The following is an 11990-nucleotide window of genomic DNA, read 5'->3' on the forward strand; positions in this document are numbered from 1 at the left end:
TACGTACTGTTCTAGTTTGCCACAATACTTGCACAGAAACATTTTTTAGTACTTGGCGCATCCTCACGTTAGGCTTGAACTATGACTGACGCTTTATTTTTGCTTGATACTGATCACGATAATGCTCCTGTGCTTGCAGAAGGAATCGAAGAAGGGTGGACGATTGCGCTTCCATCTCAAGTAAAACGTCACGCTATATCTGCCATGCGACTATTAGAAGGCGATGCTTTGCAACTTTCTGACGGCAAAGGCTTGCGCATTCATGCAAAGGTGACGGATGTTGAAAATGGCTTAGTTCGTGTAGAAGCGTTTACTAGGGAAGCTCCGCGAATGACTAGACTTGCACTTGTTCAAGCTTTGGCAAAAACAGGGCACGATGAGCAAGCAATTGATATGGCTACGCAAATTGGCGTGGATGAAGTAATCCCTTGGTGCGCGGATCGTTCAATTGCAAAGTGGAAACCTGGTCGCACAGATAAGCGTTGGAGCCAAGTTTTACAGTCTGCTACAGAGCAATCTCGTCGCGCATGGATGCCTGAACTTCAAGAATGTGTTTCGAGCAAGCAAATAGTTGCAATATGTAGGCGTGCGTGCGTTTACGGAAATCTCGTAATTGTATTGCATCAAGACGCAACTGATTGCTGGAATCAAATAGAACAAGCAGTAAATACTCTTAGCGAGCGCTGTTTGGAGGATGGTAAAGAGCGTACTATTTACGTTTTAGTTGGGCCAGAAGGTGGTATTAGTGACGATGAAGTGTCAATGTTTATTGATGCTGGTGCTAAAAGCTGCGTTTTAGGCAGTAATATTCTTCGCGCATCTACTGCAGGACCTGTAGCTCTTTCTCTTCTTTCGCGTGATTTAGGACGTTACGAATAATCGCATAAATCGTATCTAAAAGTGCTCATAATTGTGTAAAATAATAGGAAGAGTGTCGATTGCTTTTGGCTTAAGGCATTGATTTCATTTAGTAGCAAATAGGGGAGAAACCATGAGTGATATTACTTACAATACTGATGCTGATTGCATTTTTTGTAAAATTGTTGCTGGAGAAATACCGAGCAGCAGAGTTTATGAAGACGATTCGGTAGTTGCTTTTAAAGATATTAATCCTCAAGCAAAAGTGCATGTGCTGATTGTGCCGCGCAATCACTATAAGAATGTTGCTGAGCTTGCTAGTAAAGCTCCTGAAACTTTGGCCCATATTGCTGGTGTCGCACAAAAAATTGCTGATGATGAATTCAACGGTGATTATCGACTCGTATTTAATACTGGTATTGATGCTGGTCAAACAGTGTTTCATGTTCATGCTCATGTATTAACTGGCGAAAAACTTGTAGAAGGTAGCTTGTAAATCGTGACGAAAAGTACTACGCGTTTTGTGCAAATTCCTAGCGAATTAAGCTCGGTTGCAGTTTTAGGTGCTGCAGATGCTGGTTTGCGTGAGGTGGAACATGCTTTTCCAGAAGCAGATATTACTGTGCGAGGCAAAGATGTTCAAATTGTTGCTCGTTCAGCTAGAGCAGATGAAGATGCAGCTAAAGCTGAGTATGCGTTTAGGCGCATGATTGATGCAGCTTACGAACAACCTATGGATGCATACGAAGTAAGACGCATGCTTGAGCGTGATATTTTGCATAACGATGAACACAATGTGCGCATAAACCGTATCGGTCATGATGGTGGAGTGCTTGTAAATAGTATTATTTCTTCATCCTATGCAATTAATAATCCTGTTTCGCGCGCTGAAAATGAGTTTTCAAGAGATTCAAGTGAGCTGTTGCCTTCTAGCGAAGAAGCGCATCGCCGTGCTATGAGCAGAAGAGCTCGAATGAGTAAAGGCGTGATCACGTTTGCTGGAGGAAATCCTGTTCGTGCAAAAACTGCTGGGCAAACAGCGTACGTGCAAGCAATGGATTGCAATATTGTAACGTTTGGAATTGGTCCTGCTGGTACTGGAAAAACGTATTTAGCAGTTGCTAAAGCTGTTCGTGCATTGGAAGATGGGAGAGTTCGCAGAATTGTTCTTACTCGTCCTGCTGTTGAAGCTGGCGAAAACTTAGGATTCTTGCCTGGCACTTTAAACGATAAAGTTGATCCATATTTGCGCCCACTCTATGATGCGCTTTCTGATATGCTTGGATCTGCACAACTAAAACGCTATCTTGACGAGAATGTTGTTGAAGTTGCTCCTCTTGCTTATATGCGAGGTCGCACATTAAACGATGCTTTTGTTATTCTTGATGAAGCGCAAAATGCGACTGTTCAGCAATTAAAAATGTTCCTAACTCGACTCGGTTTTAATACAACCATGGTGATTACAGGAGATAGCACGCAGGTTGATTTAGCAGTTGTGCGTTCCGGTCTTGTTTCTATTGAGAAGATTTTGGGCGAAGTTAAAGATATTGCTTTTGTGCATTTGCAAGCAGAAGACGTTGTGCGTCATGCTTTAGTTGGTCGTATTGTGGAAGCATACGAAAATTACGATGCAATGCTTGAGCGTAAAAAACGTGAACGTACTAAAGAATCTACTGAGAGGAATAACGGATAAATCATGAGCATTGAAGTCATGAATGAAACAGTGTGGAATATTGACGCTAAAATCTTCTCAGATCTTGGAATGTGGGTTCTTCAACAAATGAAAGTAAGTACGCATTCGGATTTATCGATTACTTTTGTTGATCCAGAGCCAATTGCCTGTTTGCATGAACGTTGGATGAACCTAGAAGGCCCAACGGATGTTATGAGTTTCCCAATGGACGAGCTTACTCCTGGAAGCGATGAAAAAGTTTCTGAAGGAATGCTTGGCGACTTGGTGATTTGCCCATGGGTTGCTCAGCAGCAGGCGCTCGCAGCTGGGCATAGTACTATGGAAGAAATGTTGTTACTAACTATTCACGGCATTTTGCATCTGCTTGGCTACGATCACACTACTCCGGAAGAAGAAAAGCAAATGTTTGGTTTGCAACGTCAACTAATGCTTACTTTTTTCGCTGCTCGATCTGGAGAATTGTACGATGCAACTTTGCCAGAAGGTGCAGTAAACGAGCTTGAGCGTTACGATGCTGAGCATGAAGCGAGTAGTGTCAAAAATAAAAATAAAAAACAGCATTAAAGCGCATTAAGAGCATAATTATGGAATATATTAAGCAAATATTTTCTAGCATATCAGTTCCGCAATTGCCGTTGCATATCTGGATTGGCTTAGCCGCATTGCTTGTGCTGGCAATACTGCTTGTATGGCTTTCTCTTGCGATGGCTGCTGCAGAAGGGGCAGTGCCTAGAGTTACTCGTGCAAGCTTAAATAATCTTATGATTGAAGCACAAACGCATGATGATGAAACTAGTGCCATAGTGCGTATGCGTCGAATTGCTAGAATCCATCGTGTAAAAAAACTGATTGCTGACCGTTATACAACTTCTGGAGCATGCGCTTTTGTGCGTGTGCTATGTAACGTTTTAGATGGAGTTTTGTTTGCTTCTTTAGCTGCATTTTTCGGCTCGCCTTTATGGGTAACTCTTATTATTGGTGTTGTTGTTTCAGTAGCTGTAGCTGTGATTTCTATTCTTGTTCGTCCACGTTCAGTTGGTGCGGCTCAACCTGTAGCAAAGTTGATGCGACTTTCTCGCATTGTGTCTATTGCTATTGCGATTAATCCTTTAGTGCATATTGCTAGCGATGTTGACGTCACTTCTAGGAAAAAGCATGTTGATCTTTCAGATGATGAAGCTTTGGAAGATATTCAGCTAGATCAAGCAAAGGCGAGTATTGATCGACTTGTTGAAGCGAATGATTTCGATCCGGAAGTGTCGGAAATGATGCGCAATGTGCTCACGCTTTCAGATACTTTGACTCGCGAAATAATGGTACCTAGAACCGATATGATTTGCGTAAAAAGTGACGAAACGCTGGAAAATTTCCTTAAATTATGCTCTCGTTCAGGATTTTCTCGAGTTCCCGTTATTGGAGATTCTGTAGATGATTTAGTAGGTGTTGCTTATTTGAAGGATGCTGTACGCGCTACTGTGTTTAATCCTGCAGCATCTTCTAGAGCAGTTGAAACAATTAGCCGAGACCCTATGCTTGTTCCTGAGTCGAAGCCGGTTGACGATTTATTCCATGAAATGCAACGAATTCGCCAGCATGTGGCAGTAGTGGTTGACGAATACGGCGGTATTGCAGGCTTGGTTACTATTGAGGATGCTATTGAGCAAATTGTTGGCGAGTTGGAAGATGAGCACGATCGCACTCAGCATGCAGATCCAGAAGAAATACGTGACGGCGTGTGGAAGATGCCTGCTCGAACGTCAATCGCAGATTTGGAAGATATTTTTGAAGTTCATATTGACGAAGACGATGTGGATACTGTGTTTGGTTTGCTTACGAAGTTGATTGGTAATGTGCCGATTGTTGGTTCCAGCGCTGTTACAAGAGGACTAAAATTAACTGCTGTAGATTCAGCTGGTAGGCGAAAGAAAGTATCTACTATTTTAGTAGAACGAGATGCACAAGTTTTGGAAGAGTCTAAGGATTCTAAGGATAATCAAAATGACATTAGCTCTTCCGAAAAATCTGCTGAAAGCAAACAAACCAATGCTTTGAAGCAAGCTAGTACTATGAAACAAACGAATATGCTGAAATAAAGAACTGGACGGTAAGAATAACGTGAATAATATTAACAACTTCGACGACACTGATGACTTCGACGACGAGATGTTTGCAAATCTAGACGCTTCAACTCGCGCAACGATTTCTACTCCTGATTTTCACGGTTATCGTTCCGGTTTCGTAGCTGTAGTTGGTAGACCAAACGTTGGTAAGTCTACGCTTATGAATGCTCTTATTGGTACGCAAATTGCTATTGCGTCGTCTCGTCCGGAAACTACGCGTAAAGCTATTCGAGGGATTGTTACTACCGATAATGCACAAATGGTGTTGGTTGATACTCCAGGTATTCACCGTCCTCGTACGCTTCTTGGTCAGCGTTTGAACGATATTGTTGACGAGTCACTTTCAGATGTTGACGCGATTGCATTTTTGCTTCCAGCAGACCAGGAGATTGGTCCTGGGGATAGGCGAATTCTGAGTCGACTTCGTTCTGATTTTGCTAAAAAAGATGAGAAGGGCAATTGGACTTGGAAAGTTCCGCTTATCGGTATTGTTACGAAAATTGATACGCTTAGCCGCAGCGAGTTAGTTGAGCATTTGCTTCAAATACAACAGTTTGCTGATTTTACGGATATCGTGCCGGTTAGTGCGTTGGAACGCGACAATGTTGACGAAGTTAAGAATGTTTTGATTCAAAACTTGCCTGAAGGTCCGCAAATGTATCCGGCGGATCAGCTTAGTGAGGAAAGCCCAGAAAGCATGATTTCGGAGCTTATTCGCGGCGCATTTTTGGAAGAGTTGGACGACGAGTTGCCTCATTCTTTAGCTGTTGTAGTTGACGATATTGTGTATCCGGGCGGTGGAGAGGATACTCAATACGACGACAATAAAGCGCATGTGCTTGTATCTGTTTATGTTGAGCGTGATTCTCAAAAGCCGATTATTATTGGCCATCGTGCGGAGCATTTAGTGCGCGTAAAGAAGCGTTTGCGCACGGCTGTAAATCGTATTACTGGCACAAAAGCTGTGCTTGAATTGCATGTGAAGGTTGCAAAAGGATGGCAGAGCGATCCTAAGAAGCTTGAGCGTTTGGGGTTCTAGTAGAGCATATTTACTTATTTTGTGACAATCTACTTAATAAGTAATAATGGTTTCTGTGGAAGTGATTATGAGAGTAACCTTACTCAAGTTGAAAACACAATTCTTTGCAAATAAGTTGTAATAAAAAGTGACGCAACGGTGAATGCCGCTGCGTCACTTCATTTTTGTTTGTTAATTAGATTTCAGCTTCTTACAGAAGTGTGTCAGGATCAACTACAGGGGTATCCGTAGTGCTAGATGCAGGTAAAGTAGTTGAAGCGTTGGAGCCGTTTAAGTCTCCGAAGTTGAAGTCTCCCAAGCTAGAGTCTCCGATGTTGGTTCCGCTGAAGTCGGTGGTGTTGCTTAAGCCGAAGTTGAAGTCTCCGATGTTGGTTCCGCTGAAGTCGGTGGTGTTGCTTAAGCCGAAGTTGAAGTCTCCGATGTTGGTTCCGCTGAAGTCGGTGGTGTTGCCTAAGCCGAAGTTGAAGTCTCCTAAGCCGAAGTTAGAAGAATTGATATCTCCTACACCAATATTGTAATCGGAATGGCTAAAGCTTGGATATTCTTCTGGAATATTGATATTTGGCATAACATCTGGTGTAACAGTATGATCTACTTCAGGATCTGACGGCACGGTGTGGTCAGGAACTGACGGCACCGTGTGGTCAGGAACTGACGGTGTTGGTGTTTGGCTGGAAGATCCACCATTACCATTGATGTACCTGTCAATAAGTTGTTTGTATTGTTCGATTGTGAAAGGAGCGCTTTCTGTTGAAGCATCCCATGCTGCAATGCTACCGTACTCATTACTAATGTTTCCAGTAGTGAATCCCATTGAACCAAGTGAGCCGTTAATGAAGTTCAAATAGTGACCAACTTCGCCTTCTGGAGCCTCTTGTCCACGTGACTTGTATTCGTCGTAAACTTTCTTTTCGTCTGTAATCCACTGCTTCATTGCGCCAGTCATTGTTTCAGGTGTTGTGCCACCGGTGTATGAACCATCGCCGTAATCAGCCCAAGCCAAATTTTCATAAGTATTATAGTGACGAGCATGACCGATGTAGTTTGCAGAATAGAATGCATCGTTAATTGCATCAGCGGTTAATTGGAGGCTTACGCCCATAGGACTTAATCCTATGCTTTGGCGATAAGCATTAATTGCTTGCATATAAGATATTGCTTTGCTTAAGCGAGAAAGAGAATCTGGGTAAATATCTCCTTTTCCTAAAGTCACCTTTGAGTCGTACCAGCTTGGCTTATTTAATTGTCCGGTCAAAGTTTCGTAAGCTTTGCGAGCATCTTCGCGCTGTGCCGCAGTAAGAGAAGGATCGTTCATTGCAAATCTAAAAAGACCTGCGGCAGTCTTTTCTACACTGCTTTGTGAAGTTGTTGCGCCTTTTGTTAGTGGAGCTGATGCTACATTGTAAGTGACTTTATTGTTAGGAATGAGAACAGTAGGTTGTTTTAAATCAGTTTCGTTTGCATATGCACTATTGGCAGTAACTGCAAACATTGAGATAGAAGCCCCAGTTAAAATTACCGCTACGCTTGCGGCAGTAAGTTTCTTAGAAAAAGTATTTGAATAAACTTTTCTTTCAGATTTTATAGTTTTGTTTTTATTCATAATTGTTCTCTTTCTTGTAGGAAAAATTCCCTTGCACGCATAATTTTAATAAGTATGTGAAACATTTTAAATGTGTATTTTTTATGCAATTTACCCCGCATTTGTAGAGTTAAATATATTAACTTTCCAAATACGGGGTAAATTGTGTGCGTTCAGCTGAGTTAATTTAAACAAACTACTTTTTGCGCGTCGTATACATTTGTGTATTAAGTAAAGTAGTGTAGCGCTTAATAACTCGTGGACGAATAATCTTCATAGACGCAGTCATTAAGCCGTTTTCTTGCGTAAACTCTTCTGGCAAAATAATGAACTTTCGCACAGATTCTGCGCGTGACACGCCTTCATTGGCAAGATCTATAAATTTTTGCACTTCAGCACGAACGACAGCATTATTAGCAGCCTCTTCCATGCTCATAGTAGCGTCAAGACCCTTGAGTTTAAGCCAATTTCGTAAAGTTTCTTCGTCTAAAGTAACAAGTGCAGAAATAAACGGACGCTTATCTCCAAGAACGAGAGCCTGAGACACAAGTTCGCATCTCTTAATCATCTCTTCAATAGGTCCAGGAGCAACATTCTTACCGCCAGCAGTAATAATCAAATCCTTCTTACGTCCGGTAATATAAAGCATGCCATCGTCGTCAATTCGTCCCAAATCGCCTGTTGCATACCATCCGTCTTTAGTAAATGAAGTTTCTGTTGCTTCATCGTTTTTGTGATACTTATGGAATACGCAAGTGCCTTTAATTTGCACTTCTCCGTCGGATGCGATTCGCAAAGTAAAAGCTGGGAATGCAATGCCAACAGAACCTTCTCGGAATGGAACTCCAATAGGAGTAAACGCGCATGGTGCAGTAGTTTCTGTAAGACCATAACCTTCGTAGACAGGAACTCCTGCTCCGCGGAAGAATGAAAGCAATTCAGGATCTAGAGGAGCTCCACCTGCAACAATCCAGCGTGCGCGACCGCCAAGAGCTTGGCGAAGTGGACGATAAACAAGCGGATCGTAAGCAGTGCGGCGAGCTTTAGTAAGAGCCTTAGCGTCACCAAATTCCTGAACTTCCTTCATATACTGTTGAGCCGTCACAACAGCACCCTGGAAAGCCAAGCCTTTAGCACCGTGACCAGCCTTCTGCGAAGCTGCGTTATAAACCTTCTCAAGAACTCGAGGGACAACAATCATAACCGTAGGTTTTGCAACTTGCAAATCGGAAATCAAAGTAGGAATACCTTGAGCAATATAAATGCGCAACGTACTTGCAACAACAATATAGTTAATTGCTCTTGCAAAAGAGTGTGCTTGAGGAAGGAACAGAAGCACAGAGCCGTCTTTTTCGCTAAGCAAATTCGGCAAGTAAACAGGCAAATTCAACGCTGTAGTGCAATAGTGTTCGTGAGTCATTTCCACACCTTTAGGTGCAGCTGTGGAGCCAGAAGTGTAAACAATAGAGCACAAGTCTGTTTTCTTTACAGAATCAATGCGAGCATCTAGTTCCTCATCGCTAACAGCGTATCCGAAAGCTTGAAGTTCTGCTAAACCGCCTGTTTCAATGCAAATAATGCGTTCCAAACTTGGGCATTCTTCAATAGCTCCATCAGCTTTATCTCGCATGTCAGTTGTTTCAACAATAAGGAAACGCGAGTCGGAATTATTCACAATATTGCGAATTTGCTCAGCTGAATCCGTGTCATAAATAGTTGCAAGAACACCGCCGCAAGCCATAACTGCTGCGTCTGTTACATCCCACTCGTATGATGTTTTGCACATAAAAGCAACAGCGTCGCCTTTGCGCAATCCGTAGTGCATCAAACCTTTTGCGGCATCGCGTACTTCTTGAAGGAACTGATTAGCTGTTTTTGTGACCCACTTATCGTTTTCTTTATAAGTGTAAAGAGGATCGTCGCCCATACGTGCTGCGCGATCTGCGTATAAGTCATAAATGCTTGTGCCATCGTCAAGAGGTGCTGCGCTTTCGGTTTTTGTGGTCAGCAAGCCTGTTTCCGGATCGATAAACGTCGTTGTTGGCATTTGCGCACCCCACTCTTCTACGTGTGGAAGGCGTTGTTTTTGTGAAAGTAAAGTATTTGTGTTTTCTTGATCCGTATTAAGGTAGTCTGGTCCGCCTGCACGGTCATCGCTGACTGGGTGCGCGAAGTTACTGCCAATACGCAATGCTTTACGGGCAAGATTAAACGCTTGCTGTTGGAGTGCATTAAAAACGGACACATTTGCTCCTTCATTATGCCAAACGGCTTGCGGATTAAGCGCACATCATAGTATCATGCTATGCACTTACATACTATTAACTATAATAATCGTTTGTATGCTCAAGTAGCAGTTATATTCGATTTGATTAGTAATAATTTTGTATTTGCTATAAGTCGTAGCCTGTCGTTAGAATAGCGAAGTTGCTTTGGCGAGGGAATATGCCACTAGCTTGTGATTAGTTTGTTGGCAGAGTTCCGTTATCGACTGGGCTGATAGCCTCTTATGGTTTTCGGCGCGTCGGTGCGCCTGAAGCTGGATTAACAAACTAAACTATCCAGACCATAAGGAGACCGATATGGCTACAAAAATTACTCTTGAAGGCGAATTGCGCACTGAGTTTGGTAAGGGTGTTGCTCGTCGTTTGCGCGTAGCTAAGCTGATTCCAGCAAGCCTTTATGCTGGCGGTGCTGAACCAGTGCATGTTACTCTTCCAATGCGCGAGACCACTTTGGCTTTGCGTCACGCTAATGCTTTGTTCACTATTAAGTTTGGCGAGGAATCTCGCATTGCAGTTGTTAAGGATGTTCAGCGTAACCCTGTTAAGCGCATTGTAGAACACATTGACTTCTACGAAGTTAAGGCTGGCGAAAAGATTGACGTTGAAGTTCCAGTCTTCGTTGAAGGCACTCCAAAGGGTGCTGCAGTTGCATTCGTGGATGTCCAGGAGCTCAAGGTTCGCGCAGACGTTGCTAACTTGCCAGAGCGTTTGGTTGTTAACGTTGATGGTTTGACCGACGGCACCAAGGTGTTTGCTAAGGATGTCAAGCTTCCTCAGGGTGTTGAGCTCGATATGGATGGCGAAGAATCCGTGGTGAGCGTCACTGTTCCTGAAGATGCTGCTACAGCCGAAGCTGCTGCTCCAGCTGCTGATGCTGCTGCTGATGCTGCTCCTGCTGCCGCTCCAGCTGCAGAAGAAAAGTAAGTTATAAAATAAGTTAATGTATTTGATTACTAATTAACTTATAATTCATAACTTATAAAATAGTTTAAAATTTTAAGCCGCATAAGTCAGTTCTTATGCGGCTTTTTTCATATAAAATCAACAAATTTGCTAAATAATTTTTATTTTAAAGCATATTTTTTGAAATATTTCTTAAGATATTTTGGCGTGTAAGTTTTGCGAAAAACAAGAATCGTATTAATCTATACGTTAATTGCGGTAAAAGGCAAGTAGAAATAATCCACATAGAAAAGAGACATAATGGCTGATTTAGAAGTAGCTCCAGAGTTTTCTGACGCTTATGAGTCTTATGATCATAGCGATACAGCTCTGTTGAACAAATTGGCTGGCAACTTTGAAGTTCTGCCGAATGATAATCCAGTTTCGGATGCAAAACGCAACGAACTTATTGATAAGCCTGCTTTCGGTCAGATTTTCTCCGACAATATGGTTCATATGTCTTGGACTAAAGGTGAAGGATGGTCTGATCGTCGTGTAGAGCCTTATGGTCCATTGAAAATGGATCCAGGTGCATCTGTGTTGCACTATGCTCAGGAGTGCTTTGAAGGTTTGAAGGCTTATAAGCGCGCCGACGGCTCTATTTGGCTTTTCCGCCCAGATATTAATGCTGCTCGTTTCCAAAATTCTGCTAAGCGTTTGTATTTGCCGGAACTCTCTATTGATGATTTTATTGGATCGGTTGCAGCCTTGGTAAAGCGAGACAAGCAATGGGTTCCGAGCCGTCGAGAGTATACGCTTTACATGCGTCCATTCATGTTTGCTTCCGAGCCGTTCCTCGGTGTGCGCGAAGCTCACGAAGTTGAATACTGTGTTATTGCTTCTCCATCCGGCCCATACTTCAAGGGTGGTTTGAAGCCTGTTAGCATTTGGGTTGAAGATCAGTGGTTCCGCACTGGTCCTGGTGGTACTGGTTTTGCTAAGTGTGGTGGAAATTATGCAGCTTCCTTACTTGGTGAATACAAGGGTATTGAGCATGGTTGTGAGCAAGTGTGCTTCGTTGATGCTGCAACTAAGACATATTTGGAAGAGCTTGGTGGCATGAATATGTTCGCACTCCACAAGGATGGCCATTTGGAAACTCCATCTCTTACTGGCAGCATTCTTCCTGGCGTTACGCGTCGTTCTTTGATTCAGCTTGCTGAGGAAGCAGGACATAAGGTTGTTGAAACCATGATTCCTCTTCAAGGGTTGCTTGACGATATTCGTTCTGGCGAGGTTACTGAAGTCTTTGCTTGCGGTACTGCTGCAATCATTACGCCAATTGGTCGTTTTAAGTCCGATGAATTCGATCTTAAGGTTGCCGATGGTGGCGTTGGTGAGTTAACTCAGGCTTTGCGCGATGAGTTACTTGGCATTCAGCTCGGTGATGTCGAAGATAAGCATAACTGGATGTGGAAAGTTTGCGACTAATTTATATAAGTTAGTTAATATTATCTCATCTAATGTTGCT

10 protein-coding genes are annotated in these 11990 nt (G+C 42.8%); 8 read left to right on the forward strand and 2 right to left on the reverse strand.

Features of this window, described 5'->3' with window-relative positions; all coding sequences use genetic code 11:
- Positions 1-81: 81 nt before the first annotated feature.
- From HXT58_RS02225 to era, 6 genes are all read left to right on the forward strand, one after another.
- Complete coding sequence (locus HXT58_RS02225; protein ID WP_415706155.1) at positions 82-879, forward strand: 16S rRNA (uracil(1498)-N(3))-methyltransferase; 798 nt, start codon at positions 82-84, stop codon at positions 877-879.
- 112 nt (positions 880-991) lie between these two features.
- Entirely contained in the window at positions 992-1354 is a 363-nt protein-coding gene (locus HXT58_RS02230; protein ID WP_004106318.1) for a histidine triad nucleotide-binding protein, read from the forward strand.
- Positions 1355-1357: 3 nt separating this feature from the next.
- A complete protein-coding gene (locus HXT58_RS02235; protein ID WP_415706156.1) occupies positions 1358-2551 on the forward strand; it encodes a PhoH family protein in 1194 nt (397 codons plus the stop codon).
- 3 nt (positions 2552-2554) lie between these two features.
- A complete protein-coding gene (gene ybeY / locus HXT58_RS02240) occupies positions 2555-3115 on the forward strand; it encodes an rRNA maturation RNase YbeY (RefSeq protein WP_064340645.1) in 561 nt (186 codons plus the stop codon).
- 20 nt (positions 3116-3135) lie between these two features.
- Positions 3136-4644 (forward strand): hemolysin family protein, encoded by a 1509-nt coding sequence (locus tag HXT58_RS02245; RefSeq protein ID WP_415706158.1) that lies wholly within the window; start codon positions 3136-3138, stop codon positions 4642-4644.
- Positions 4645-4714: 70 nt separating this feature from the next.
- Positions 4715-5710, forward strand: coding sequence for a GTPase Era (gene era / locus HXT58_RS02250; RefSeq protein WP_004119093.1), 996 nt, complete (start codon positions 4715-4717; stop codon positions 5708-5710).
- A 190-nt stretch (positions 5711-5900) separates the two neighbouring features.
- On the opposite strand, the gene HXT58_RS02255 is transcribed toward era, so the two are convergent.
- Positions 5901-7313: a CAP domain-containing protein gene (locus HXT58_RS02255; RefSeq protein ID WP_421775652.1), complete on the reverse strand. Its 1413-nt coding sequence runs from the start codon at positions 7311-7313 to the stop codon at positions 5901-5903.
- Between the two features lie 175 nt (positions 7314-7488).
- A complete protein-coding gene (locus HXT58_RS02260; RefSeq protein ID WP_004106511.1) occupies positions 7489-9537 on the reverse strand; it encodes an AMP-dependent synthetase/ligase in 2049 nt (682 codons plus the stop codon).
- Between the two features lie 337 nt (positions 9538-9874).
- On the opposite strand from HXT58_RS02260, the gene HXT58_RS02265 reads away from it, so the two are divergent.
- Both HXT58_RS02265 and HXT58_RS02270 read left to right on the forward strand, forming a co-directional pair.
- Positions 9875-10501 (forward strand): 50S ribosomal protein L25/general stress protein Ctc, encoded by a 627-nt coding sequence (locus HXT58_RS02265; protein ID WP_004106514.1) that lies wholly within the window; start codon positions 9875-9877, stop codon positions 10499-10501.
- 279 nt (positions 10502-10780) lie between these two features.
- A complete protein-coding gene (locus HXT58_RS02270; RefSeq protein ID WP_004106516.1) occupies positions 10781-11950 on the forward strand; it encodes a branched-chain amino acid aminotransferase in 1170 nt (389 codons plus the stop codon).
- Positions 11951-11990: the final 40 nt, after the last annotated feature.

The organism is Gardnerella sp. KA01000 (assembly GCF_049244035.1).
Lineage (GTDB): Bacteria > Actinomycetota > Actinomycetes > Actinomycetales > Bifidobacteriaceae > Bifidobacterium > Bifidobacterium leopoldii.